Origin of the sequence: Paraburkholderia sp. SIMBA_027, from assembly GCF_046535315.1 — a bacterium.
In the GTDB taxonomy this organism is placed as follows: Bacteria; Pseudomonadota; Gammaproteobacteria; order Burkholderiales; family Burkholderiaceae; genus Paraburkholderia; species Paraburkholderia tropica.
The window spans coordinates 163,044-187,907 of sequence record NZ_JAWRWY010000017.1 but is presented as its reverse complement, the minus strand read 5'-3'; the positions used below and the strand labels follow the sequence as shown (position 1 = coordinate 187,907).

The window sequence follows — 24,864 nt, the reverse complement described above, 5'->3', positions numbered from 1 at the left end:
CCGGTGAAACTCAGCGCAGCGTTCGTGCGACTCAGTGCAGCTTCAACAACCCGTCGAGCCCGACGAAGTTGAACGCGACGCTCGCCGCTTCGCGCACCACCGGCTTGGCGCGGAACGCCACCGACAAACCGGCTTCGGCCATCATCTTGAGGTCGTTCGACCCGTCGCCCATCGCGATCGCGCGGCGCGGCTCGATACCCAGTTGCGCGCAGGTTTCGACCAGCGTGCGCGCCTTCACGTCGGCATTGACGATCTCGCCGACCACGCGGCCCGTGAGCTTTCCATCGACGATTTCCAGCGTATTCGCGCGCGTGAAATCGAGACCCAGACGCGCCTTGAGGCGCTCGGTGAAGAACGTGAAGCCGCCCGAGACGAGCAGCGTTTTCAGGCCCGCCGCACGCGCGCCCGCGAGCATGGTTTCCGCGCCCGGCGAGAGTTGCAGACGCTCTTCGTAGACGCGTTCGAGCGCGCTCGCGTCGAGGCCCTTGAGCAGCGCCACGCGGCGCGTGAGGCTCTCGTTGAAATCCTTGATCTCGCCGCGCATCGACGCTTCGGTGATCGCCGCGACTTCGGCTTTCAGACCGCAGAAGTCCGCGATTTCGTCGATACATTCGATCGTGATGAGCGTCGAATCCATGTCCATCGCGACGAGGCCGAAATCGGCCAGCGTGCGGCCCGCTTCCACGAACGCGTAGTCGAGCTGGTGCGTGCCGCAGTAGACGTCGAGATCGGGACGCTGCGCGGGATCGGCGTTGTCGATGCGCAGCGCGCAGGCGTCGATCGGCGTGAGGCGGCTGCCGCGCGCGAGCGCGAGGAGCGGCTTGTGGTGTTCGGCTTGCAGCGGGGCGGGACTCTGGATGACGAGGTTCATGACGTGAGCGGCGCGGACCATGCAAGGGCGCCGGATGCCCGAAGACGGCGGAAATCGAAAAAGGGCGCGAAGGCGGGCCTGGCGGCTGCCGCGCGCGGCGAATGAAAGCCGGATTGTACCGTTTCGGCGCGTGCGAGCGGCCGCCTCGCGTGTAAGCGTCGAGGCGCGACGGCAGGCCCGAACGCCCGATGCGGCGGCGCAATGTGGCCTGGCGCACAGCTTTCAGCGACGAAAGCGAGCTTTCGAGGCACAATGACTGCACGTGCGGCGTCCGACGGGGGCGGCCGCCGCGTGCCGTCAACCGTACGTGTCGCGACTCGCGTCGCGCGATGCGTCGCATGCGCCACCGCGCAAGGGGACCCGGTATGCAGGACGCTCTCAAGGCCGAATCGGCTTCGTCGACATCGTCGACACCCACCCGAACGCCGATCGGCGTCCGGGCCCAGGCTCCGGACGCCAGTGCACTGGCCTCGCATCCCGCGTCCACGCCCCGCGCACCGCGTGCCACCGCGCCGCGCACGCGCTCCGGGCGAGCTTCCACCACCGGCGAAGTCGCCGGCATCCGCGTCACCAGCGCACGTCGCGTGATCGACGTGCAAAGCGGCATCCGCAAGCTCGACCTCGTACGCTATTACGCGCGCGTCGCGCCCTTGTTGCTGCCGCATCTGCGCGACCGTCCCGTTTCGCTCGTGCGCGCGCCGCAAGGCCTCGCCGGCGAGACGTTTTTCCAGCGTCACAGCGCACGCGCGCCGATCGACGGCGTTACCCAGCACGACGGTCTCGATCCCGGTCAGCCGGCGATTCTCAGTATCGATACGCTCGAGGCGCTCGTGCAGGTTGCGCAGATGGACACGATCGAACTGCATACCTGGAACGCGCTGGCGAGCGACGTCGAGCACCCCGACCGCGTGGTGTTCGATCTCGATCCCGATCCGGCGCTCGGCTGGGACCGCGTGATCGAGGCCGCGCAGCTCACGCGCGGCGTGCTGGCCGATCTCGGGCTCGAATCGTTCTGCAAGACGAGCGGCGGTAAAGGGCTGCACGTGATCGTGCCTGTTGTCCCGGGCACGAGCTGGGACGAGTCGAAGGCGTTCGCGCGCGCGGTCTCCCAGCGTCTTGCGTCCGGCTGGCCGACGCAGTTCACCGCGACGATGGGCCCGGCGCATCGCAAGAAAAAAATCTATGTCGACTATCTGCGCAATGCGCGCGGCGCCAGCACGGCGGTCGCGTGGGGCGTGCGCGCGCGGCCCGGCATGGGCGTGTCGGTGCCGATCGGCTGGGATGAGCTGACGCAGACGACGGGCGGCGCGCACTGGTCGCTCGCCGATCTCGACGCGCTGCGTGCGCGAATGGCGCAGGTTAGCCGCGCGGATCCGTGGGCCGCTTATGCCGGCTTGCGCCAGGCGGTAACGAGCGAACTGACGCTGCGGCTCGAAGAAGGCGGCGCGTAGCGTGCGCCCGCGCGCCCGGCCGTGTGCTGTCGAACGCGGCTGGGCGCGCTGTTCACGTGCTTACGCTACCGCACGCTTTTTTCCACTTCCGCGCCGGCATCCCAATACGGCGGATCGCCGAAATGCTCGCCGAGAAACTCCACGAACGCGCGGGTTTTCGGCGGCACGAACGCGCGGCTCGGATAGACGGCCCAGATCGCCGTGGCGTCGGCGAGCGGGTAGCTGTCGAGCACGCTCACGAGCGCGCCGCTGCGCAAATGCGGTGCGACATCCCACGTCGATTTGAGCGCAATGCCGAAGCCCGCCAGCAGCGCGTCGCGGATCGTTTCGCCGTTGTCGGTGACGAATCGCCCGTCCACGCGCACCGTGAGCGGCCCGGCAGGCGTGACGAACGCCCAGTCGCGCTGATCGCCGAGTATCACGCACTCGTGGCGCGCCAGATCGGACGGATGATGCGGCGTGCCGCGCTCCGCGAGATAGGCGGGCGACGCGCAGATCACGCGCCGGTTCACCGCGAGCCGCCGGGCCACCAGCGTCGAATCCTTGAGCGCGCCGATGCGGATCGCGACGTCGATGCCCGCGTCGACGAGATCGACGATCTGATCGGTCAGACGCAGATCGACGCTGACGCCCGGATAGCGGCGCAAGAACGCGGCGATCACGGGCGAGACATGCTGACGCCCGAACGACGAGGGCATCGACACGCGCAGCCGGCCTTGCGGCGCGGCGTGCGCGCGTCCGACGGCGGCGCGCGCGGCCTCGGCGGCGTCGAGCAGCGCGAGCGCGCGCGCCATGAACACCTCGCCGTCCTCGGTCGGGCTCACGCGCCGCGTGGTGCGATGCAGCAGACGCGTGCCGAGCGTGCGTTCGAGATTCGCGAGCCGCGCGCTCGCCACGGCGGCGGAAAGCCCGAATTCGCGGCCCGCGGCGGAGACGTTCGCGAGTTGCGCCGCGCGCACGAACAGCGCGACGTCGAGCAGATCGAGGCGCTCACGCGGGTCGGCGGCGAGGGGCAGGTCGGGTGGTATCGCGCTCGCTTTTTCGCTCATTATCAAAAATAACCGAAGAATGTTTCAGCAATTATGAGGCTTTTCGGCCATCGAGGCGGCGCCTAGGATGTCAGTCAACGGCGCGCGACACTCGCAAGATTGCGCGGCGCCCGAAGCGACATCCCGTCGAATTGATGATTCGCCCTCCCAAGGAGCCCGAAATGAAAGCCGTTGGCCTCTACCGCTATCTCCCGATCGACGCCCCCGAAGCCTTGCTCGATCTCGATCTGCCGACGCCCGCGCCCAGCGGCCGCGACGTGCTCGTGAAGGTGGAAGCGGTGTCCGTGAATCCCGTCGACTACAAGGTGCGCGCACCGAAGGACAAGGTCGAGACCGACGCGAAGGTGCTCGGCTACGACGCCGCGGGCACGGTCGCGGCCGTCGGCCCCGAGGTCACGCTGTTCAAGGTCGGCGACCCGGTCTTCTACGCCGGCGACATCACGCGCAGCGGCTCGAACAGCGAGTTCCAGCTCGTCGACGAACGCATCGTCGGGCACAAGCCCGCATCGCTCGATTTCGCGCACGCCGCGGCATTGCCGCTGACCGCGATCACCGCTTGGGAAGCGCTGTTCGAGCGCCTGCGCGTCTCGCCGCAAGGCGCCGACGCGGGCAAGCGCGTGCTGATCATCGGCGGCGCGGGCGGGGTCGGCTCGATCGGCATTCAACTGGCGAAACAGCTCGCGAAACTCACCGTGATCGCCACGGCGTCGCGGCCCGAATCGGCCGAATGGGCGCGCTCGCTCGGCGCGGACCACATCGTCGATCATCACGGCGACATGCCTGCGCAGATCCGCGCGCTCGGTTTCCAGAACGTCGATTACGTGCTGATCTTCAACGACACCGATGCGAATTTCCCCGCCGCCGCCGAGATCGTCGCGCCGCAGGGTGGTATCGCGACCATCGTCGAAAACGACAAGCCGATTCCGGTCGAGCTGCTCAAGGCGAAAAGCGCCGCGCTGCACTGGGAATTCATGTTCACGCGCTCGATGTTCGGCACGCCCGACATGATCGAGCAGCACAAGCTGCTGACCGAAGTGGCGCGGCTCGTCGATGCGGGCACGCTGCGCACGACGGTCGGCGAAGTGCTCGGGCCGATCAACGCGGCGAACGTGCGGCGCGCGCACAAGATGCTCGAAGAAGGGCGTGCGATCGGCAAGCTCGTGCTGAGCGGATTCTGATCGGGCGATCCGCACGCGGCGACGCCGGGGCAGCCATGCGCGGCGCATGGTTGCCCTGGCGCGCCGACCGATCCCGCGCCTGGCGAGTGGGAGAAAGCAAGCGGGATAAAACCTGGGCCGCGCAATGGCATTGCCGGGCGCACGCGGACGCGCGGCAAGCTAGACTGACAGAAGAAAGCAAGTTCGCCACACGCTGCCGTGCCCGCGTTTTTCGCGGCGACGGCAGCGCCAGCCAGGAGGTGACGCATGTCTTGCAGCAGCTCCAGCCACTCCCGCCGCGCTCGCGCGGTGCTCGTCCGTGCCGCCGTGGTGTTGTCCTGCGCGATCGCGCTGCCGGCGTTCGCCACCACGCCGATCAAGGTGACCTCGAAGGCCGCGCCCGATGGCCCGATCCGCTACACGGTGAAGGTCACGTCCAAACTCTACGGCAACTCGCAGGAAACGCGCACGCTGCGTTCCGGCGACACCGATGACTTCACCTGGCGCACCCAGCCGCCCGGCGGCGCGGTGCCGGTCGCGCAGAGTTGTCCCGATTACGGTTCGCTGCCGCTCGACGCGAATGGCGCGATGGTGCGCCAGACCCAGGTGCGGCTCGCGCCGATCGTCGCCGCCGACGGGACCGCGAACGTGCAGGTGAGCTTCCGCGCGCAGGCGCCGCGCGGCAAGCCCGCGAGCGGCGGGTCGTGTCCGGAAGTCGTGGCGCATAGCGAAGTGCTGCATTTCTCGATGCCGACCAACGGCACCGTGAAAACGGTCACGCTCAGCGACGGCACGCAACTGGCGATTTCGGCGCAGCGCTGAATCGCGCGTGCGCGCGGCAAGGCGTGCAGCGAGCGGTGCAGCGTGCGGGCGGTACGCGGCGAGCGCGGCGCTAGACGCGTGCCTTCGCACCTTTGGCACGCGCATCGCGCGCAATGAGCTTCGCCGCGAGAAAACGATGCTCGGGCGAGAACAGCCGCCGGTACGCGAGCAGCACCGAGCCGACGGTGCCGAGCGCCGAAGACGCCGCGATCAGGAACATGATCACGATCTGATAGCGCACCGCCTGCAACGGCGACTGGCCTGCGAGCACCTGGCCCGTCATCATGCCGGGCAGGCTCACCACGCCCACGACCGCCATCTGGTTGAGCGTCGGGATCATGCCCGCGCGCACCGCCTCGCGCGCGCTCGTCTGAGCCGCTTCCCAACGCGTCGCGCCGAGCGCAAGCGCGCTTTCCACGCGGTCGCGCCGCGCCGTGAGTTCCTGCATCATCCGCTCGACGCCGAGCGACACGCCCGTTAGCGTATTGCCGAGAATCATGCCGAGAATCGGAATCGCATATTGCGGCTCGTACCACGGGCGAATGCGGATCACCGCGAACAGACCCACGGCGGCCACGAGCCACGCGCTGACCCAGATCGACACGATGCTGTCCGCGCGCTGGCCGCCGTAAGTGCGCGCGCCGCGCTGCGAACCGGCGATGCCCGCGATCAGCGTCATCAACGCCATGAGCGGCAGCACCGCGTACCAGCGATTGAACGCGAACACCCAGCCGAGCACGTAGCCGATCGCGAGCAGTTGCACGACGGTTCGCACCGCGGCCCACGCGAGCTTGCGTTCGAGATCGAGCTTGAGCAGCACCGAGACCGCGCCGTTCACGAACACGAGCAGGGCCGCGATGCCGACATCGACGAGACTGAGGTCTTGCAGCACGCCAGGATTCATTGCGCCTCTCCGGAAGCCGCTTGCCGGGTGGCGGCTGGCGCGACGGAAGGTTGAGCAGCGGAAGGTTTTTCAGCGGATGGCGCCGGCGATGCATCGAGCACACCCGCGCGCATCGTGATGTGCCGGGTGCCGACGCGCGCGGCCTGCGCCGGATCGTGCGAAATCCACACCGTGGCGCGCGTTTCGCGCCGAAGCTCGAACCATTGCTCGACGAGCGCTTCGACTTCGCGCGCCGACTCGGGATCGAGCGAGGCCGTCGGTTCGTCGAGCAGCAGCGCCTCGGGATCGAGTTGCAGCACGCGTACCAGCGCGACGATCTGCGCTTCGCCGCCCGAGAGTTCGGACGCCGCGCGCGTGAGGAAATCGGCGCCGCGTCCGGTGGCGTCGAAGAGCGCGTGCACGCGCGCGGCGTCGAAGCGGCTGTCGCGATAGACCGCGAGCGAATAGGGATAGCGCAGGTTGTCTTCGACGCTGCCGTCGATCAGCGCGGGCCGCTGACGCAGGTACGCAATATGACGCCGATACGACGGGATCTGCGCGCGCGCAACCGCTTCGCCGTGCCAGCGCACCGTGCCGCCGTCGAGCGGATCGAGCAGCGCGAGCGCGCGCAGAAACACGCTCTTTCCCGAGCCTGACGGACCCGTGAGCACGACGCGTTCGCCGCCGTGCAGCGCGAAATCGGCGGGTTGCAGCAGCACCTGATCGCGCTGTGCGTCGCGTCGCGCGAGGCCAAGCGCTTCGACGAGCGGCGCGCTCACGTCAACGGGGGGACGTTTCGAATCGTTTTGATGGTTCATTGAAAGATGGCAAACAAGACGGGCGAGCGCAGATTGCAGATTCGCACATTCGCACATTCGGGCAAGAAACCAGGCACGTCTTCTGCTGTCGTATCGCTGGCGAAACAACAATGCAAAAACCGGAGTGCGCATGACGTCACCGCAACCCAAGCCCCGCGGCCCCGGCCGCACACTCGCCAGGATCTTCGCATGGCTCGTCGCGATTGTAGTCGTGCTGATCGCCGCGCTCGCCGTCTTTATCTACACCTTCGACTGGAACCGCGCCAAGCCTTACGTCAACGAGAAAGTGACCGAAGCGATCGGGCGTCCGTTCGCCATCGTCGGCGATCTGAAGGTCGGCTGGCGTCGTCCGCCCGGCGAAACGGGCTGGCGCGCCTGGGTGCCCTGGCCGCGTTTTTCCGCGGCGCAGATCGAGGTGGCCAATCCCGACTGGGCGAAGTCGCCGCATTTCGCGACGCTCGACGAGATCGACTTCGAAGTGGCCGTGCTGCCGCTGCTCGCGCACGACATCGTGATTCCGGCCATCAATCTCGTGAATCCGTCCGTCGACATCGAACGGCTCGCCGATGGCCGCAACAACTGGACCTTCAAGCTGCCCGCGTCGAGCGGGCCGTCGACGTGGAAACTCAATCTGCATGACATCACGTTCGGCAGCGGCAACATCGCGGTCGACGACAAGCAGACGAAAACCGACGTGAAGATGGTCGTGAGCCTGCTCGGCCAGGGCATTCCGATCGGCAAGGTGATGGAGCAGCAGGAAGCGGCTTCGCGCCAGGGCTCGGCGCAGGTGATCGGCAAGGCGGGCGCGAACCGGCTCGCCCAGCAGGCCGAGAAGCAGCAGGCGTCGGAAGCGGCGGCCGCGAGTGCGGCGGCGGCGAGCGAGGCCAGCGCAGCGAGCGCGGCCGGACCGGCATCGGGCGCGGCTTTGAGCGCGTCGGCGTCATCGGCGGCGTCGGACGGCGGGGCCGCTTCGCAAGGCATCGGCTCGAAGCTGGCCGCGGTCGGCGCGAGCGCCGCGAGCAACGCGAACGCGGCGGCGGGCGGTCAGACCAACGAGCCGTTCTACGCGATCGGCTGGACCATCAAGGGCACCTACAACAAGACCGCGCTGTCGGGCGAGGGCAAGCTCGGCGGCGTGCTCGCGCTGCAAAACGCCAGGCGTCCGTTCCCGGTACAGGCCGACGTGCGTGTCGGCGACATGCATATCGCGCTGGTCGGCACCGTGACGGACCCGGCGCATCTGGCCGCCGTCGACCTGCGCCTGTGGCTCCAGGGCCAAAGCATGGCGCATCTTTACAACCTGACCGGCGTGACGCTGCCGGAAACGCCGCCGTACGCAACCGAAGGCCGTTTCGTCGGCCAGTTCCGCAAAGGCGCGAGCGTGTTCCGCTACGAGAATTTCACGGGCCGCGTGGGCGGCAGCGACCTGAACGGCACGCTCGTCTACACGCAGCGCGATCCGCGCCCGCTACTCTCCGGCGAACTCGTGTCGAACCTGCTGCAATTCTCCGATCTGGCGCCGATCATCGGTGCCGACAGCAAGGCGAGCAAGGCCAAGCGCGGCGACACGGTGCAGCAGCCCGCCGACCGCGTGATTCCGGTCGAGCCTTTCAAGACCGACCGCTGGAAAGCCATCGACGCCGACGTGAAGTTCACGGGCCGCCGCATCATCAAGCAAGGCAGCCTGCCGATTCAGGACCTCTACACGCACGTCACGATGACCAACGGCGTGCTCGACTTCGAGCCGCTGCAGTTCGGCGTCGCGGGCGGCACCTTCGCCACGCGGCTGTCGCTCGACGGCAGCGGCGCGCCGCTCAAGGCGCGCGGCACCGTGGAAGCGCGCCATCTGAAGCTCAAGCAGCTGTTCCCGGGCGTGAAGTCGATGCAGCAGGCGCTCGGCGAAGTCAACGGCGACGCCTCGCTCTCCGCGACCGGCAACTCGCCGGCGGCGCTCGCCGCGACGTCGAACGGCGAGGTCAAGGCGCTCGTCACGCAAGGCACGGTCAGCCGTCTGCTGATGGAAGCGGCCGGGCTGAACGTGGCGAACGTGGTCTACGAAAAGCTGTTCGGCAATCGCGACGTCAACATCAACTGCGCGGCCGCCGATTTCGTGGCGACCAACGGCGTGGTGAATCCGCGCGTGTTCGCGCTCGACACCGACGACGCCGTGATCGACATCGACGGTCCGATCGATCTGCGCGACGAATCGATGGATATGAAGGTGCATCCGCACACAAAGGGTTTCCGGATCTTCTCGCTGCGCTCGCCGCTTTACGTGAAGGGCACGTTCAAGAATCCGCATGTGGGCGTGGATGCGGCGGCGCTTGCGCTGCGCGGCGGCGCGATGGTCGGCCTCGGTCTGCTCAACCCGTTCGCGGCGCTGATTCCGCTGATCGCGCCGAGCAACAACAAGCCCTTGCCGTGCGCGCAGTTGTTTTCGCAGATTCGCCAGCATCCGGTTGCGCCGCCGCCGGGGCAGAAGATGCGCGCGCCGGCGGCCGCGAAGGGGGCGAGCGGGTCCAGCTCCGGTTCGGGTTCGAATGGCGCGAAGGGCGGTGCGGCGGCGCCGTCGAAGCGCGAGGAATCTTCACAACCCACCACGCAACCCGGCATGCAGTCGCTCTACAAGGGGAGCTGAACGGAAAGCACTCGGGCGCTCGCACAGACGAGCGCCCATGCGAAAACGCCCGGCGAGAAAGCCGGGCGTTTTTTTCTGATCAAACTCAGCGCAACTGACGCGGGATCGGGTCGCCGGCCGGGTCCTGCCGGCGGGTCACGCTGCGCGAGGCCGCGCCGGGTTTCGCCGCGCCGAACTCGGGCAGGATGCGAGCGCGCGCGCGGCTCGCGAAAATCAGGAAGCCGAAGCCGTCCGCCTCGTACCAGTAGCCGCCGTTTTCGAGTCCTTCGATCGGCTGCTCGAGCGCATGCGCGATGGATTCGATGCAGCGTCTGCGCAATTCGCTCGTCGCCGGATAGGGCGGCTGCGCGCCGCGCACGCAGCACAGCAGCACGTCGAGCCCGGGCAGCACGTGTGCGTAGAGCACCGGCTCGTCCTGGGCGCGCGCACGCGCGATCTTGGTGTCGAGTTGACCGAACGGTTTGAAGTGATTCAGCACGGCGAGAAACGACTCGTCGCCATCCGACTTGACGCGTTTCCGCTTTTTCGGGAAGGACATAAAAATTCGCCTGAAAAAGGTGGATTGCAAAACACGCAGCGTTCCCATGCGACCACTCCCGGCTTGGTGCGCCGCACGTCGATCCTTCGTAGCATGCCGACCTGTCACAGGCAATCGCCATGCCGGACCGCACGTCGCGCTCATGTAGGTATCCCGGCGCTCCTTCGCTTACTTTTGTTCGTCTCCGGTCTCAATAATAGACCTGCATGCGCGCGCGGTGTGGCGATTTCTCGGGAAAAATCGGGCTTTTCGCATCGCCTGGTGCGAGCCGCCACACACGTTGTCATCTCTTAAATTCGCGCAGATAATGTTTTGGCTCTGGCGCCCGCGGTTAATCAAAAGGCATGTCGCCCAGACCGCCACCGGACCAGACCGTCATGAAACTCTTCACGAAGGGGCTCCTGCTGATCGCGATTCCCAGCGCCATCGAACTGGCGCTGCTCGGCGTCGTGTTCGACACGCAAGGCAAGACCGCGCAGGCCGCGCGCAGCGCCGACAACAGCAAGCAGATTCTCTGGCAGGCGACCAGTCTCGTCGATCCGCTCCTGCGCGAAGCCGCGCGCGTGCGCACCGCAATCGTGCTCGAAGATCCCTCGTTCATCGACCGCCGCGCCGTCTGGACCGAATTCTCCGATCGCGTATCGCTGCTCGCGCACATGGTGAACGACAACCCCGAGCAGCACGCGCGCGTCGAGCGCATCCACGCGTACGGGCGGGCGTGGCGCGCGCGGTGTGCCCAGGTCGCCGATGCCTTGCGCGAGGGCCGCGCCACGTCGTTGGTGCGCGCGGCCGGCGACGGCATGCCGCCCGAAATCGACGCGGTGCGCAACGAACTGGCCGCCTTTATCGCCGACGAAACCCGCCTCGACGAAGCGCGTAGCGCGTCGCTGCGCGAGACGCGAGAGCGCCAGCAGGATGCGCTGATCGTCGCGGTGGTCGGCTCGATGCTGATCTGGGGCGCGACGGCGTGGCTGTTCGCGCGCAACGTCGGCCAGCGGCTCGCGGCGCTCGGCGCAAACGTGGAGCGGCTCGGCGCGGGCGCGCCGCTCGCGCAGCCGCTCGCGGGCGACGACGAAATCGCCGCGCTCGACACGGTGCTCAATCAGACGAGCCGACGTTTGCGCGCCGCCGAGCGCGAGCAGGCGGCGCTCAAGCTGCAGTTGCAGGCGCGCGCCGCCGACCTCGCGACCGCGAACGACAATCTGCGCCAGGAGAGTCAGGACAACGAGATGTTCATCTACAGCGTCTCGCACGACCTGCGCTCGCCGCTCGTCAATTTGCAGGGTTTTTCGAAGGAATTGCAGGTGTCGTGCGAGGAACTGCGCACGCGCATCGACGCAGCGGGGCTGCCCGCTGACGAACACGCGAGCATGGTCGAAGTGCTCGACGGCGACGTGGACGAATCGCTGCAATTCCTGCGCCAGGCGGTGGGGCGCGCGGCGGCGATCATCGACGCGCTGCTGCGCATGTCCCGCGCCGGGCGCCTCGAATATCGCTGGCAGCGCGTGAACGTGCGGCGCATCGTCGAGCGGGCGCTCGCCGGGCTGAGCGCGGGGCTCGCGCAGCGCGCGCAGATCGACGTGCTCGATCTGCCGCCTGCGTGGGGCGATCCGGCGGCGCTCGAGGAAATCTTCGGCAACCTGATCGATAACGCATTGCGGCATCTCGATCCGGCGCGGCCCGGTCAGGTGGAAATTGGCGCGGTCGACGCGGTGGATGAGGGCGACGGCGCGCTCGCGCCGATGTTCGAAAATAACGCGGAAAAATGGGCCGAAGCCAGCGTGGACAGCGCGCGCGATGCGTCGCGCATGCCGGGCGCGCACACGCGAACCTACTATGTGCGCGACAATGGCATCGGCATTCCGGCCGCGTATCTGCCGAAGCTTTTTCGCGCCTTTCAGCGTCTGCACGGTGGCGAATCGGCGGGTCAGGGGACCGGGCTCGCGCTCGCGCGCCGCATCGCCGAACGGCATGGCGGGCGCTTGTGGGTCGAGTCGAAAGAAGGCGCGGGTTCGACCTTCTTCATCGCGCTGCCCGACGCGCCAATGCGGCAGGCATGAGCCGCTTGGTGCGGGCATGTAGAGGTTTGTGCAGGTTTGAGTGCCAGGCCTCGGGCGATACGAGGTCCCGCCGCCGCACAGGAAAAAACTGCAAAAAATCGATGTTTCAACAGACGTTTCAATCGAAAACGCATCAGAACACGTTGGAGAGCGGGATGGCACGCGGGGATCAGACGGGGGCGGGAGCGTCGGCGGCATCGTCGACGGCAGCGACACCATCGGCATCGACGGCAACATCGGCAACATCGTCGGCGGACAATCCGGCCGCCGCGCCGGCTTCGGATGCGGCCGCGGCATCCGCGTCATCCGCCGCGCAGGGCGCACAAACCGAGCCGCGGCCGTCGCGCGCGCAACCGCGCGTGACCTTGCCGGGCGAGCGCGTGAGCATCGTGCTGGTCGAGGACGACGACGGCCACGCCACGCTCGTCGAGCGCAACCTGCGTCGCTCGGGCGTGTCGAACGACTTTCTGCGGTTTCGCGACGGCCAGGAAGCGATCGATTATTTCTTCGGCACGCCCGAGGGCGAAGCGGCGGGCTATCCGTCGCGCGAGGCGCTGGCGAATTTCGTCGTGCTGCTCGATCTGCGGATGCCGCGCGTCGACGGCTTCGAGGTGCTGCGGCGGCTGAAGGCCGATCCGTCCACGGCGTCGGTGCCCGTGATCGTGCTCACGACCACCGACGATCCGCGCGAGATCGAGCGCTGCTACGAGCTGGGCTGCAACGTCTACATCACGAAGCCCGTCGAGTACGACGCCTTTATCGAGGCGGTGCGCCGGCTCGGGTTTTTCCTGCAGGTCGTGAAGCTGCCGCCGGGGCATCGGTTTGCGCGCGCCTGATGGGGGTTGGGAGATGACGAGCTGGAGACTGTTCCAAGGACCGCGACGCGCATGAATGACGAAGCAACCATATTGACGGGTGCGCACGTGCTCGTCGTCGACGATGACGAAGGCATACTGCGCCTCGCGCGCAAATCGCTGGTGCGCGCCGGCGCGCGCGTCGATACCTGCACGAGTGTCGGCGACGCGCGCGACGTGCTCGCGGCGCGTACGCCCGATGTGCTCGTGCTCGACTATCAGCTCGACGGCGCGGAAACCGGGCTCGACTTCTTCCGCCGTCTGCGCGCCGACGACGTGCGCGTGCCCGCCATCCTCGTGACCGGTTTCACCGACGAATCGCGCGTGATCGCGGCTTTGCGCGCGGGCGTCTCCGACGTGGTGCCGAAATCCGGCGACTATCTCGACTATCTGCCCGAAGCCGTCGCGCGCGTGCTTTCGCAGGTCGCGCTGCAGCGCGACTCCGACCAGGCGCTGCTGCTGCGCGACCGCGAAGCGCATTACCGTACGCTCTCCGAAGCATTGCCGCACCTCGTCTTCACTTGCGATGCCAACGGCGATTGCGATTTCCTCTCGAAGCAGTGGTGCGATTACACGGGCCTCGACGCGAGCGCCACGCATGCGCTCGGCTGGCTCGACGCCGTGCATCCCGACGACCGCGAAGCGATCGGCAACGCCTGGCTCAAGGCGATCCGCAGCGACAACGGCGAATATCGGCACGAACTGCGCATTCGCCGCCACGACGGCGCGTATCGCTGGTTCGATGTGCGCATCGTCGCGATGCGCGATCCGCGCGGCGGCATCAACAAATGGTTCGGCAGTTGCACGGACATTCACGCGCAGCGCGAATACAACGAGGAGCGCGACCAGTTGCTGGCTTCGGAGCAGGCGGCGCGTCAGGCGGCCGAAGAGGCCAATCGCGCGAAGGATCGTTTTCTGGCGATGCTGTCGCACGAATTGCGCACGCCGCTCACGCCGGTGCTGGCCGGCACGCGTCTGCTCGAACAGATTCCGGGCTTGCCCGACGCCGCGCGCACGGGCGTGCTGATGATCCGCCGCAACATCGAACTCGAGGCGCGTCTGATCGACGATCTGCTCGATCTCACGCGCGTGGCGAACGGCAAGCTGAGCCTCGCGCTCGATGTCGTCGATGTGCATGACGTGATCGACGCCGTGCTCGATCTGTTCCACAGCGAAATCCAGATCAAGCAGCAGGACGTGCACGTGGAATTGCGCGCGCAGCATCATTACGTGAGCGGCGACCGCGCGCGCATGCAGCAGATGCTCTGGAATCTCGTGCGCAACGCGGCGAAGTTCACGCCCGACGGCGGCCACATTTTCGTGCGCACGCGCGACGAGCGCATGCATGTGGTGATCGAGGTGGAGGACACCGGCATCGGCATCGCGCCCGAGCAGATCGGCAAGCTCTTTCACGCGTTCGAGCAGGGCAGCCACAACATGACGCGGCAGTTCGGCGGCCTCGGTCTCGGGCTGGCCGTCACGAAGGCGCTGACCGAGGCGCATGGCGGCACGGTCTGCGCGAAGAGTCCGGGCACGCATTGCGGCGCGACCTTCACGATCGTGCTGCCCACGGCGGCGCCGGGCGAGGGCGCGGCGCGTCAGGCGGAGCGCGGCGACGCGCATCATGCGGGCGCGCTCGACATCCTGCTGATCGAGGATCACGAGGACACGGCGGAGGTCATGTCGCAATTGATCCGCGCGCTCGGTCACGAAGTAGCGGTGGCGGTCAGCGTGGCGGGCGCGCTCGCGCTCACGGCCACGCGGCGTTTCGATCTGGTGGTCAGCGATATCGGCTTGCCGGACGGCTCGGGCATCGACTTCATCCGCGCGTTCCGCAAGGAGTCGGCGGCGCCCGCGATTGCGCTGACCGGCTTCGGCACCGACGACGACGTGCGCCGCAGTCTCGACGCGGGCTTTACCGCGCATCTCACGAAACCGGTCAACTTCGAACAGCTCGAACGGCTGATCGAGGAGGCCGTCGCGCAACGCTCGACCGGCGCGAACAACACAAATATCGGCCAATAAAGACACAACCCGCGTGCCATGACGGCGACGCGGGTTGTGTGAGCGTGGAGCGGCGTGAAGCCGCTAGAAGTCGCGTGTGGCGGCCTCAAGCGGCGGGCGTTCAGCGCGGCGTATTCTTCAGCGAATCGCGGATCTCGCGCAGCAGCAGCACGTCTTCCGGCGTGGGCGGCGGTTCGGCCGGCGCGGCCGCTTCCGGCTGGCGCAGCTTGTTGATGAACTTCACCATCAGAAAGATGATGAAAGCCAGAATGATGAAGTTGATCAGCACCGTGATGAAGGAGCCGTAACCGAACACGGCGACGCCCGCGGTTTGCAGATCTTTGTACGAATCGGGATTGCCCTTGTAGGTCGCGGGAATATGCCCGAGACGCACGAACATGTTCGAGAAATCGAGGCCGCCGGTGACGACGCCGATCACCGGCATGATGAGGTCTTTCACGACCGAATTGACGATGCTCGAAAACGCACCGCCGATGATCACGCCGACGGCGAGATCCATCACGTTGCCTTTGACGGCAAATTCCTTGAATTCCTTAATCATGCTCATGAGCGGGCTCTCCTCTGGACGGGGCGGCACAGGCCTGGCGATATAACGACGCGTTGGCGCAATGATAGCGAACGGTCCCGCTGTGCGGTAGCAATTTGACAGTTCCTGACATTCGTCCGCTTGCGGGTGTCACGCGGATTGCGGTAATGCACGCAGCGTGCCCGGACCGTTTTCGCCCGGCGGACTCAGCGTGCGAGGGCGATCTGCTCGTGAAAACGCTGCGGATCGGTGTTGGTGCCGCACAGCAGAACGCCCACGCGCCTGCCTTGCAGCGTCTCGCGCAACGGGCCGTAGAGGCCCGCGAGCGCCGTCGCGCCGGCCGGTTCGACCGCGAGCTTCAATTCGTCGAAGAGACGGCGCATGGCGGCGCGCAAGGCGTCGTCGGAGACCGTGACGATGCGTTCGAGGTGACGCCGGCACAGCGTGTAGCTGTAGTCCTCCGTATGCGGCGACATCAGCGAATCGGCGATCGAATGCATCTGGCTCATGCGCACCGTGTGATTGGCGGCGAAGCTGCGGCTCATCACGTCGGCGCCTTCCGGCTCCACGCCGTACACGCGCACGCGCGGATTCGCGAGCCGCAGCGCCGTGGCCACGCCCGCCGCGAGTCCGCCGCCGCCGATCGGCACGATCACGGCGTCGAGGTCCGGCGCCTGCGTCGCCCATTCGTAGCCGAGCGTCGCGGTGCCGAGCACCGTGCGAAAACCGTTGAACGGATGCACGAAATAGCGGCCTTCCTCGGCTTCGACGCGGCGCACGATGTCGAACGCCTCGTTGCTGTCGTTCGCGCGCACGATTTCCGCGCCGAGGTCCCGGCACTGCGCCACGCGCGCCTCGCTCGCGGTGCGAAACAGCACGACCTTCGCACTGATGCCCAGACGCTTCGCCGCGTATGCCACGGCGATCGCATGATTGCCGCCCGACACGCAGGTCACGCCCGCGCTGCGTTGCGCGGTGTCGAGCGCGAGCAGATGCGTGAACGCGCCGCGCACCTTGAAACTGCCGCTTTCCTGCAGTAGTTCGAACTTGAAGTTGACGAAAGTGCCGTCGAGCGACGGCAGATCGTGGCGATCGAACACGGGCGTGCGCAGCACCCATGGTGTGAGCGCGAAGTGCTGCGAGGCGATCTCGTCGAGCGAGGGAATGGCTTCACCGTCGATGGTGCGGTCGGTCGGCAGCGGCGTGGCGGTGGACATGGGCGCGCTTCTCGTCTCGTCTCTCGTCTCGGCTCTCTCGCGTAAGCGGCGGGCGCGCCCGTTATTGCACGTGCGCGTCGACGGAGAGGCCGCGCACCAGCTTGCGCAGGAAACCTTCGCACGCCGCCAGTTGCGCGAGCGAGACGTACTCGTTCGGCTTGTGCGCCTGCTCGATGTCGCCGGGACCGCACACCACGCTCGGAATGCCCGCGCGCGCGAACAGGCCCGCCTCGGTGCCGTAGGCCACCTTGCGGCGCGACTGGTCGGCGGTGAGGGCGCGCACGAGTTGCGTGACGGCGGCCTGCTCGGTGTCGTCGAGACCGGGCGCAGCGGCGATCTTCATGAACTCGATCGCGCCCGCCGGGTTTTCGCGCTGCATTTTCGGCACCAGGGTTTCGCGCGCGTATTGCTCGATGCGCGCGAAAATCGCGTCGGGGTCGAGCGTCGGCAGATTGCGGAACTCGAACGCGAAGCGGCATTCGGCGGGCACCGTGTTGATCGCGTTGCCGCCTTCGATCGTGCTGGTCTGCGCGGTCGTGAAGGGCACGTCGTAGAGCTCGTCGAACGGACCGTTGGCGCGGAACGCGTCGGCCATGTCGCGGATGTAGCAGATCAGGCGCGCCGCGTACTCGATCGCATTGAGACCGCGCGGCGTCAGCGACGAATGCGCCGCATGACCGCGCACGCAGCACTGATACGCGTTGATGCCCTTGTGCGCCACGATCGGCCGCATGCTGGTGGGTTCGCCGACGATGCAGCCTTCGGGCTTCACGCCGCGCTTCACGAGTTCCTCGATCATCAGCGGCGCGCCCACGCAGCCCACTTCCTCGTCGAACGAGAGCGCGAGGTGCAGCGGTTTGGCGAGCTTCGTCTGCTGGATCTCGGGCACGAGCGCGAGCGCCGCGCCGATAAAGCCTTTCATGTCGCAGGTGCCGCGTCCGTAAAGCAGGCCGTCGCGAATCTCGGGCTTGAACGGATCGCTGTCCCACTTCTGGCCGTCGACGGGGACCACGTCGGTGTGGCCGGACAGCACGATGCCGCCGTTCGTCGAGCCGTCGTGCGCGGGCAGCGTGGCGAACAGATTCGCCCATTTGCCGTCGCGGCCGTAGGTGAGCGTCGATTCGATGCCGCGCGCGCGCAGATCGTCACGCACGGTCTCGATCAGGCCGAGATTCGGATGGCGGCTGACCGTGTCCATCGACACGAGGCGGGTGACCCAGGGAAGCGAGGCGGGAAGATCGGCGGACGTTGCCGCGGACGTTGCAGACGATGAGGAAGACTGCGCTGATTCAGCGGCGATGGTCATGGTGGGCTCCGGCTTGCTGTGGATTCCATCTTACCCAAAAAGAATCCCGCAAGCTAAAGAGCACGGCGAGGCCCGACGGCGCACGGGCAGCGCGCTGCCGGGCCGATCAAGAGAACGGATGGCGCAGCGCAGCATGGCGCGCCCGCGCTCGTCGTGAGCGCGGGCGCCGCCAAAAAAACATCACGCGTCCAGGCGCGTTTGCGCGCGCCGCGCCGCTCAGGCCCGCGACGGCGCGCCGAGCGCGCGCAGTGTTTCCTTCACCGTCGCCACGCGCACCGCGAGGTCGGGGCTGCGCGTTTCGATGCGCAGCTTGTCCTGACCCGCGAGCTTCACGTGCTTGTGCTTCTGCACCATCTCGATGATTCGCATCGCGTCCACCGGCGGATTCGGCACGAATTGCAGGCCGATCACGGCCTCGCCCGCGTCGATCTTCGTAATGCCGAGCGGCTTGGCAGCGAGTCGCAGTCGATGCGTCTCGATCAGCGCGTGCGCCTGCGGCGGCATCTTGCCGAAACGGTCGATCAGCTCTTCCTGAATGCCGTCGATCGAATCGTCGTGCTCGCAGTTCGCGAGGCGCTTGTAGAGCGACAGACGCTCCTGCACGTCGCCGCAATAATCGGCGGGCAGGATCGCGGGCGCGTGCAGATTGATCTCGGTGGTCGCCGCGAGCGGCGCGTTGAGATCGGGCTCGCGGCCGTCCTTGAGCGCCTTCACGGCGTCGTTGAGCATGTCGGTGTAAAGCTGGAAACCGATCTCCTGAATCTCGCCCGATTGCTTGTCGCCGAGCACTTCGCCGGTGCCGCGAATCTCCAGATCGTGCATCGCCAGATAGAAGCCCGAGCCGAGTTCTTCCATCTGCTGGATCGCTTCGAGACGGCGCTGCGCCTGCTTCGTGAGGCCCTGCGGATCGTGCACGAGCAGATACGCATACGCCTGGTGATGCGAGCGCCCGACGCGGCCGCGCAACTGGTGAAGCTGCGCGAGGCCGAATTTGTCGGAGCGGTGGATCAGGATCGTGTTCGCGCTCGGCACGTCGATGCCGGTCTCGATGATGGTCGTGCAAAGCAGCACGTTCGCGCGCTGCGCCACGAAATCGCGCATCACGGTTTCGAGTTCGCGCTCGTGCATCTGACCGTGCGCCACGGCGATGCGCGCTTCGGGCACCAGCGCTTCGAGCATCGCGCGGCGGTTTTCGATGGTCTCGACTTCGTTGTGCAGGAAGTACACCTGGCCGCCGCGCTTGAGTTCGCGCAGCATCGCCTCGCGAATCACGCTGTCTTCCTCGCGGCGCACGAAGGTCTTGATCGCCAGACGTTTTTGCGGCGCCGTCGCGATCACGGAGAAGTCGCGCAGGCCTTCGAGCGCCATGCCGAGCGTACGCGGAATCGGCGTGGCGGTTAGCGTGAGCACGTCGACTTCGGCGCGCAGCGCCTTGAGCGCTTCCTTCTGGCGCACGCCGAAACGGTGTTCCTCGTCGATGATGACGAGCCCGAGCCGCTTGAATTGCACGTCCGACGAGAGCAGCTTGTGCGTGCCGATCACGATGTCGACGCTGCCGTCGTTGATCTGCTGGATCGCGCTCGACACTTCCTTCGCGCTCTTGAAACGCGAGAGTTCGGCGATGCGCACGGGCCATTCTGAAAAGCGGTCGGTGAAGGTTTGCGTGTGCTGTTCCGCGAGCAGCGTGGTGGGCGAGAGGATCGCCACCTGCTTGCCGCCCATCACGGCGATGAAGGCGGCGCGCAGTGCGACTTCGGTCTTGCCGAAACCGACGTCGCCGCAGACGAGGCGGTCCATCGGCTTGCCGCTCGTCATGTCGCCGATCACGGCGGCGATGGCGGCGGCCTGGTCGGGCGTTTCCTCGAAGCCGAAGCTTTCCGCGAACTTCACGTAGTCGCGCGGTTCGAGCGCGAATGCGTGGCCCTCGCGCGCGGCGCGGCGCGCGTAGAGGTTGAGCAGTTCGGCGGCGGTGTCGCGGATCTGCTGCGCGGCCTTGCGGCGCGCCTTTTCCCACTGACCCGACCCAAGCGCGTGCAGCGGCGCGCTGTCCGGATCGGCGCCGCTGTAACGCGAGATCACGTGCAGTTGCGACACCGGCACGTAGAGCTTGCTCGCGTTCGCGTATTCAAGGTGCAGGAATTCGGTGTCGCCTTCGCCGAGGTCCATCGTCACGAGGCCGTGATAGCGGCCGATGCCGTGCTGCGCGTGCACGACCGGATCGCCCACTTTCAGCTCGGAGAGGTCGCGCACCATCGAATCGACGTTGCTCGCCTGTTCCTGGCGGCGGCGTCCGGCGCGGCGCGCGAGCGGGCCGTACAGCTCCGTTTCGGTGATGACGGCGAGTTGCTCGCCGGGCAGCGCGAAGCCGGTCGACAGCGGCGCGACGCCGAGCACGAAGCGTTCGTCGCTTTCGAGCCAGCTCGCGTAGCTGTCCGCCGAGGTGGGGCGCAGGTGGTTGTCGGCGAGCAGTTGCGCGATGGTTTCGCGGCGGCCCGCCGATTCCACCGCGAACAGCACGCGGTTCTTCGTGGTGTCGAGATAGCTGCGCAGCGTCGCGAGCGGGTCGTCGGCGTGACGGTCGATCGCCAGCGTCGGCAGCGGCACGGCCCAGCCGCCCGCGCTCGCGGCGGGCAGCACGAGGCGGCTGAACGGCTTGGCGAGCGTGAAGAAGTCCTCGTCGCTCAGAAACAGGCGCTGCGGTTCGAGAATCGGCCGCTCGCGATCGTGCGACAGGAAGTTGTGGCGTTGCTTCGTGTCGGCGGTGAAGCGGCGGATCGAGGCTTCCAGATCGCCGGAAAACACCAGTTGCGCGTTCGACGGCAGATAGTGGAACAGCGTGGCCGTCTCTTCGAAAAAGAGCGGCAGATAGTATTCGATGCCCGCCGAAGGCACGCCGTTGCCGATGTCCTTGTAGATCGTCGCGCGGCTCGGATCGCCTTCGAACACTTCGCGCCAGCGGCTGCGAAACGCCGTGCGCGAGGCTTCGTCGAACGGAAACTCTCGGCCGGGCAGCAGGCGCACGTCCTTGACCGGATAGAGGCTGCGCTGGCTGTCCGGGTCGAACGCGCGGATCGAATCCACCTGATCGTCGAACAAGTCAATGCGGTAGGGCAGCGGCGAGCCCATCGGGAACAGGTCGATCAGCGAGCCGCGCACGCAGTATTCGCCGGGCCGCACGACCTGGCTCACGTGCTCGTAGCCCGCCAGCGTCAGTTGCGACTTGAGCTTCGCTTCGTCGAGCCGCTCGCCCTGGGTGAACGAAAACGTGTAGGCCGCGAGGAACGAGGCGGGCGGCATGCGGTAGAGCGCCGTCGTGGCCGGCACGAGCAGGATGTCGCAACGGCCTTCGCCGAGATCGTGCAGCGTCGCGAGGCGCTCGGAGACGAGATCCTGGTGCGGCGAGAAGGTGTCGTACGGCAGCGTTTCCCAGTCGGGCAGCAGGCGCACGCGCGCCTCGGGCGCGAAGAACGGGATTTCCTGCGCGAGGCGCTGTGCGTCGACGGCGCTCGCGCAGATCACGGCGAGGAGCGGCGCGCCGGCGCGCGAGGCTTCGCGGTAGCGGGCGATCAGCAGCGCGTCGGACGAACCGTGCGTGCCGTCGAACGAGAAGCGCTGCCCGGGCTTGACGACGGCAACCGGTGACGAAGACGTGGACGGTGACTGCGAGGATGCGGCGATATCGGACATAGAGGCAACAGGTTGGCTTCGCGATGCGGGCCGGACTCCAAAAAAGTCGCGGGCGCGCGCGAGGCGGAGAGCATGCGATCCGGGGTTGACAGTTAATCGTAACGTTAGCGTAAGGTTTGCGCGCGCGCCCAAACCCGCTGCGGGCCGCGTGCGAGCGGCTTCCCAGCGGGCGCCGGCGCGGCCCGAACGTCGTCTGCACGTCGCTTTCGAAGGGCTGCCGTCGTGCCCGCCAGGCCGCCGCCCGCGTGCAGATTGCGGGCGATGGCCGTGCGGGCAAAGGACCTATTATAAAATCCGTCCTTTACTTTGACTCATGCGGCTCGCGACACCGTGACCTCACGCCTTTTTGCCTTGATCCCCTGCGCCGGAACCGGCAGCCGTTCGGGATCGGCCATGCCCAAACAATATCGAATGGTCGCCGGACGCGAACTCCTGCACTATACGCTGGCCGCCTTCGATGCCTGCTCCGAGTTCACCCAGACGCTGGTGGTGATTTCCCCTGACGATACTCATTTCGACGCTCGCCGCTTCAGCGGCCTGCGCTTCGCCGTGCGCCGTAACGGCGGGGCGTCGCGCCAGGCGTCGGTGTTCAACGGACTCGCCGCGCTCGAAGAGTTCGGCGCCACCGACGACGACTGGGTGCTCGTGCACGACGCCGCGCGCCCCGGCATCACGCCCGCGCTGATCCGCTCGCTTGTCGAGGCGCTCAAGGACGATCCGGTCGGCGGCATCATGGCGCTGCCGGTCGCCGACACGCTCAAACGCGTCGCGCCCCATCACGTGCCGGGCGGCCCGCGCATCGAGCGCACCGAATCGCGCGACGGGCTCTGGCAGGCGCAAACGCCGCAGATGTTCCGCATCGGCATGCTGCGTACCGCCATCGAGCGCGCGCAGCAGGACGGCCACGATCTCACCGACGAAGCCAGTGCGATCGAATGGCTCGGCCATTCACCGCGCCTCGTGCAGGGCAGCCTGCGCAACTTCAAGGTGACGTACCCCGAAGACTTCGCGCTTGCCGAAGCCATCCTCAGTCACAGCAGCAACCGGCCTGCCGGCGCCTGACCGCGCGCCGCGCCTCACCACACGGAAACACACATGGATATCAGAATCGGACAAGGCTACGACGTGCACGCACTGGTCCCGGGACGCCCGCTCGTGATCGGCGGCGTGACCGTGCCGTACGACCGCGGCCTGCTCGGCCACTCGGACGCCGACGTGCTGCTGCACGCCATCACCGATGCGCTGTTCGGCGCCGCCGCGCTCGGCGACATCGGCCGTCATTTCCCCGACACCGACAAGCAGTTCTACGGTGCGAACAGCCGCGTGCTGCTGCGCGAATGCCTGCGCCGCGTGGAAGAAGCGGGTTTCAAGCTCGTGAACGTCGACAGCACGGTGATCGCCCAGGCGCCCAAGCTTTCGCCGCATATCGACGCCATGCGCGCGTGCATCGCGGAAGATCTCAATCTGCCGCTCGATCGCGTGAACGTGAAGGCGAAAACCAACGAGAAGCTTGGCTATCTCGGTCGCAGCGAAGGCATTGAAGCGCAAGCGGCGGTGTTGCTCACGCGCGCTTCAATCGGGTGAGTCGCTGTTTGAGCCCTTGAAACAAGGGCTTTTCTGAACGGCGCACACGCTGGAGTCACGCTGCGCAAGCGTCGTGCCGCAAAAGCGTTCAACAGCATGAGCAGGTCGCGTGCCTGTTCGACATTCGGGGCGATGGTTGCATCTGCAATCATCGCCCCGTGCTTTTCTTGCCGATTACTTTTCGTTTTTGTCGCCTTATGCTGATGGCGTAACCGGAAACGGAAAGGGCAATGACGGTACTCGAAAGACGCGTGAAAGGCCTCGACGGTCTCCGGGCGCTGGCCGTGATGCTGGTGTTCCTCTCGCACAAGGCGCATCTCGATGCGATCGACGCGGGCAAGATCGGTGTGTGGCTTTTCTTTCTGATCAGCGGCTATCTCATCATCGGTGAGTTGCATCGCAACCGGCTGCGCGTCGAAGGGCAGGGCGCGCGCCGCGACGCCGTGCTGTATGTCTTTTTCGTGAAGCGCGCGCTGCGGATTTTTCCGGTTTATTACCTGCTGCTGATCGCGTTGACGATCGCGCACGCATGGTTTTATCAGCGCGATGTCGAACTCGGCCTCGCGTGGCATTTCGTATTCCTGTCTAATTTATGGATCGGCGTGGTGCGCGATGGCTGGCCTGGCACGGTGTCGCATTTCTGGAGTCTCGCGGTCGAGCAGCAGTTCTATCTGATCGCGCCGTTCGTGCTGCTGTTCACGCGCGCGTCGCGGCATCTGGGAATCTGCATCGGCATGATCGGGGCGGCGGCGCTCGCGCATCTGGCGCTTTACGCGACGGGCGCGATCGAGCCGCTGGTCTACGCGTTTTCGCCGTGGAATTTCGCACTGCTCGCGCTGGGCGGCTCGCTGGCGATCGGCGGCGAGCGTGTGCAGATCGACGGACCGGTGCCGCGCGCGGCATGGTTCGCGCTGGCGTTCGCGAGCCTCGCGGTGTTCGCATTCGCGCGCGCCGACTGCGAGACCTGCGAAGCGACGCAGCGCGCGGTGCTGCCGGGCTTGTTCGATATCGGGCTGGCGATGTCGCTCGGCGCGGTGTTCCTGTGGATCGTGCGCGCGCAGGACAGCGTGCTGGTGGCCGCGCTCGAAACGAAGCCGCTCGCGTATCTCGGCACGATCAGCTACGGCTTCTACCTGTTTCACAACCTCGTGCCCTCGCGTCTGGGCGACGCGCCCGTGTTCTATACGCGGCTCGGCCTGCCGCCGCTCGCGCAGGACGCGCTGGCGCTCGGCGTGCAGTTCGCGCTATCCGTGCTGCTCGCGCATCTGTCGTGGCGTCTGCTGGAAAAGCGCGTGCTCGAATGGAAGGAGCCGCTGGCCGGAGCGATCCGCGAACGCCTGCCGGCGCGCGCGGCCGCCGGCCCGACCTGATTCAGTGC

Annotated in this window: 19 protein-coding genes; 10 read left to right on the top strand and 9 right to left on the bottom strand. The window is 66.9% G+C overall.

Going from position 1 to position 24,864, the window contains the following annotated elements:
- Window positions 1-31: 31 nt before the first annotated feature.
- On the bottom strand, window positions 32-871 hold the full coding sequence (gene serB, locus SB764_RS29365) for a phosphoserine phosphatase SerB (RefSeq protein WP_065065593.1): 840 nt from the start codon (window positions 869-871) through the stop codon (window positions 32-34).
- A gap of 365 nt (window positions 872-1,236) precedes the next feature.
- Between serB and ligD the strand changes: the two genes are divergently transcribed.
- A complete protein-coding gene (ligD, locus tag SB764_RS29360) occupies window positions 1,237-2,322 on the top strand; it encodes a non-homologous end-joining DNA ligase (RefSeq protein WP_410865840.1) in 1,086 nt (361 codons plus the stop codon).
- A gap of 65 nt (window positions 2,323-2,387) precedes the next feature.
- Here the strand turns inward: ligD and SB764_RS29355 are convergent, their stop codons facing one another.
- On the bottom strand, window positions 2,388-3,371 hold the full coding sequence (locus tag SB764_RS29355) for a LysR family transcriptional regulator (protein WP_065065576.1): 984 nt from the start codon (window positions 3,369-3,371) through the stop codon (window positions 2,388-2,390).
- Between the two features lie 161 nt (window positions 3,372-3,532).
- Between SB764_RS29355 and SB764_RS29350 the strand changes: the two genes are divergently transcribed.
- A complete protein-coding gene (locus tag SB764_RS29350) occupies window positions 3,533-4,549 on the top strand; it encodes a zinc-binding alcohol dehydrogenase family protein (RefSeq protein ID WP_065065575.1) in 1,017 nt (338 codons plus the stop codon).
- Between the two features lie 246 nt (window positions 4,550-4,795).
- A complete protein-coding gene (locus SB764_RS29345; RefSeq protein WP_065065574.1) occupies window positions 4,796-5,350 on the top strand; it encodes a DUF6013 family protein in 555 nt (184 codons plus the stop codon).
- Window positions 5,351-5,420: 70 nt separating this feature from the next.
- Here the strand turns inward: SB764_RS29345 and SB764_RS29340 are convergent, their stop codons facing one another.
- Together SB764_RS29340 and SB764_RS29335 are read right to left on the bottom strand one after the other, a co-directional pair.
- Window positions 5,421-6,254, bottom strand: a complete 834-nt coding sequence (locus SB764_RS29340; protein WP_074984192.1) for an ABC transporter permease — start codon at window positions 6,252-6,254, stop codon at window positions 5,421-5,423.
- On the bottom strand, window positions 6,251-7,012 hold the full coding sequence (locus SB764_RS29335; RefSeq protein WP_410865839.1) for an ATP-binding cassette domain-containing protein: 762 nt from the start codon (window positions 7,010-7,012) through the stop codon (window positions 6,251-6,253). The genes SB764_RS29340 and SB764_RS29335 overlap by 4 nt, the downstream gene beginning before the upstream one ends.
- A 169-nt stretch (window positions 7,013-7,181) precedes the next feature.
- On the opposite strand from SB764_RS29335, the gene SB764_RS29330 reads away from it, so the two are divergent.
- Window positions 7,182-9,689: an AsmA family protein gene (locus SB764_RS29330; protein ID WP_321905511.1), complete on the top strand. Its 2,508-nt coding sequence runs from the start codon at window positions 7,182-7,184 to the stop codon at window positions 9,687-9,689.
- Window positions 9,690-9,774: 85 nt separating this feature from the next.
- Here the strand turns inward: SB764_RS29330 and SB764_RS29325 are convergent, their stop codons facing one another.
- Window positions 9,775-10,275, bottom strand: coding sequence for a hypothetical protein (locus SB764_RS29325; protein WP_065065570.1), 501 nt, complete (start codon window positions 10,273-10,275; stop codon window positions 9,775-9,777).
- Window positions 10,276-10,604: 329 nt separating this feature from the next.
- Here SB764_RS29325 and SB764_RS29320 point away from each other — a divergent pair, with 329 nt between their 5' ends.
- The 3 genes from SB764_RS29320 (at window position 10,605) to SB764_RS29310 (ending at window position 15,166) form a co-directional block, all read left to right on the top strand.
- A complete protein-coding gene (locus SB764_RS29320) occupies window positions 10,605-12,287 on the top strand; it encodes a sensor histidine kinase (RefSeq protein WP_410865838.1) in 1,683 nt (560 codons plus the stop codon).
- A gap of 365 nt (window positions 12,288-12,652) precedes the next feature.
- A complete protein-coding gene (locus SB764_RS29315; protein WP_173816768.1) occupies window positions 12,653-13,123 on the top strand; it encodes a response regulator in 471 nt (156 codons plus the stop codon).
- A 51-nt stretch (window positions 13,124-13,174) separates the two neighbouring features.
- Window positions 13,175-15,166 (top strand): response regulator, encoded by a 1,992-nt coding sequence (locus SB764_RS29310; RefSeq protein WP_065065568.1) that lies wholly within the window; start codon window positions 13,175-13,177, stop codon window positions 15,164-15,166.
- Between the two features lie 100 nt (window positions 15,167-15,266).
- On the opposite strand, the gene mscL is transcribed toward SB764_RS29310, so the two are convergent.
- The 4 genes from mscL to mfd all read right to left on the bottom strand — a co-directional run bounded on the left by mscL (window position 15,267) and on the right by mfd (window position 21,902).
- On the bottom strand, window positions 15,267-15,713 hold the full coding sequence (gene mscL, locus SB764_RS29305; protein ID WP_065065567.1) for a large conductance mechanosensitive channel protein MscL: 447 nt from the start codon (window positions 15,711-15,713) through the stop codon (window positions 15,267-15,269).
- A 185-nt stretch (window positions 15,714-15,898) separates the two neighbouring features.
- A complete protein-coding gene (locus SB764_RS29300; protein WP_183717029.1) occupies window positions 15,899-16,909 on the bottom strand; it encodes a threonine/serine dehydratase in 1,011 nt (336 codons plus the stop codon).
- Window positions 16,910-16,970: 61 nt separating this feature from the next.
- A complete protein-coding gene (gene argE, locus SB764_RS29295) occupies window positions 16,971-18,215 on the bottom strand; it encodes an acetylornithine deacetylase (RefSeq protein WP_065065565.1) in 1,245 nt (414 codons plus the stop codon).
- Window positions 18,216-18,431: 216 nt separating this feature from the next.
- A complete protein-coding gene (gene mfd, locus SB764_RS29290) occupies window positions 18,432-21,902 on the bottom strand; it encodes a transcription-repair coupling factor (protein WP_065065564.1) in 3,471 nt (1,156 codons plus the stop codon).
- 330 nt (window positions 21,903-22,232) lie between these two features.
- Here mfd and ispD point away from each other — a divergent pair, with 330 nt between their 5' ends.
- From ispD to SB764_RS29275, 3 genes are all read left to right on the top strand, one after another.
- Window positions 22,233-22,964, top strand: coding sequence for a 2-C-methyl-D-erythritol 4-phosphate cytidylyltransferase (gene ispD, locus SB764_RS29285; protein WP_065065563.1), 732 nt, complete (start codon window positions 22,233-22,235; stop codon window positions 22,962-22,964).
- A 33-nt stretch (window positions 22,965-22,997) separates the two neighbouring features.
- Complete coding sequence (gene ispF / locus SB764_RS29280; RefSeq protein WP_065065562.1) at window positions 22,998-23,486, top strand: 2-C-methyl-D-erythritol 2,4-cyclodiphosphate synthase; 489 nt, start codon at window positions 22,998-23,000, stop codon at window positions 23,484-23,486.
- Window positions 23,487-23,716: 230 nt separating this feature from the next.
- The gene (locus SB764_RS29275; protein WP_176079259.1) at window positions 23,717-24,856 is read left to right on the top strand and encodes an acyltransferase family protein; all 1,140 of its coding nucleotides are present in this window, start codon (window positions 23,717-23,719) and stop codon (window positions 24,854-24,856) included.
- The last annotated feature ends 8 nt before the right edge of the window (window positions 24,857-24,864 follow it).

Bases quoted from the DNA above. Each gene is read 5' to 3' on its own strand.
- serB (WP_065065593.1), bottom strand. From the start codon at position 871: ATGAACCTCGTCATCCAGAGTCCCGCCCCGCTGCAAGCCGAACACCAC.
- ligD (WP_410865840.1), top strand. From the start codon at position 1,237: ATGCAGGACGCTCTCAAGGCCGAATCGGCTTCGTCGACATCGTCGACA.
- SB764_RS29355 (WP_065065576.1), bottom strand. From the start codon at position 3,371: ATGAGCGAAAAAGCGAGCGCGATACCACCCGACCTGCCCCTCGCCGCC.
- SB764_RS29350 (WP_065065575.1), top strand. From the start codon at position 3,533: ATGAAAGCCGTTGGCCTCTACCGCTATCTCCCGATCGACGCCCCCGAA.
- SB764_RS29345 (WP_065065574.1), top strand. From the start codon at position 4,796: ATGTCTTGCAGCAGCTCCAGCCACTCCCGCCGCGCTCGCGCGGTGCTC.
- SB764_RS29340 (WP_074984192.1), bottom strand. From the start codon at position 6,254: ATGAATCCTGGCGTGCTGCAAGACCTCAGTCTCGTCGATGTCGGCATC.
- SB764_RS29330 (WP_321905511.1), top strand. From the start codon at position 7,182: ATGACGTCACCGCAACCCAAGCCCCGCGGCCCCGGCCGCACACTCGCC.
- SB764_RS29325 (WP_065065570.1), bottom strand. From the start codon at position 10,275: ATGGGAACGCTGCGTGTTTTGCAATCCACCTTTTTCAGGCGAATTTTT.
- SB764_RS29320 (WP_410865838.1), top strand. From the start codon at position 10,605: ATGAAACTCTTCACGAAGGGGCTCCTGCTGATCGCGATTCCCAGCGCC.
- SB764_RS29310 (WP_065065568.1), top strand. From the start codon at position 13,175: ATGAATGACGAAGCAACCATATTGACGGGTGCGCACGTGCTCGTCGTC.
- mscL (WP_065065567.1), bottom strand. From the start codon at position 15,713: ATGAGCATGATTAAGGAATTCAAGGAATTTGCCGTCAAAGGCAACGTG.
- SB764_RS29300 (WP_183717029.1), bottom strand. From the start codon at position 16,909: ATGTCCACCGCCACGCCGCTGCCGACCGACCGCACCATCGACGGTGAA.
- argE (WP_065065565.1), bottom strand. From the start codon at position 18,215: ATGACCATCGCCGCTGAATCAGCGCAGTCTTCCTCATCGTCTGCAACG.
- mfd (WP_065065564.1), bottom strand. From the start codon at position 21,902: ATGTCCGATATCGCCGCATCCTCGCAGTCACCGTCCACGTCTTCGTCA.
- ispF (WP_065065562.1), top strand. From the start codon at position 22,998: ATGGATATCAGAATCGGACAAGGCTACGACGTGCACGCACTGGTCCCG.
- SB764_RS29275 (WP_176079259.1), top strand. From the start codon at position 23,717: ATGACGGTACTCGAAAGACGCGTGAAAGGCCTCGACGGTCTCCGGGCG.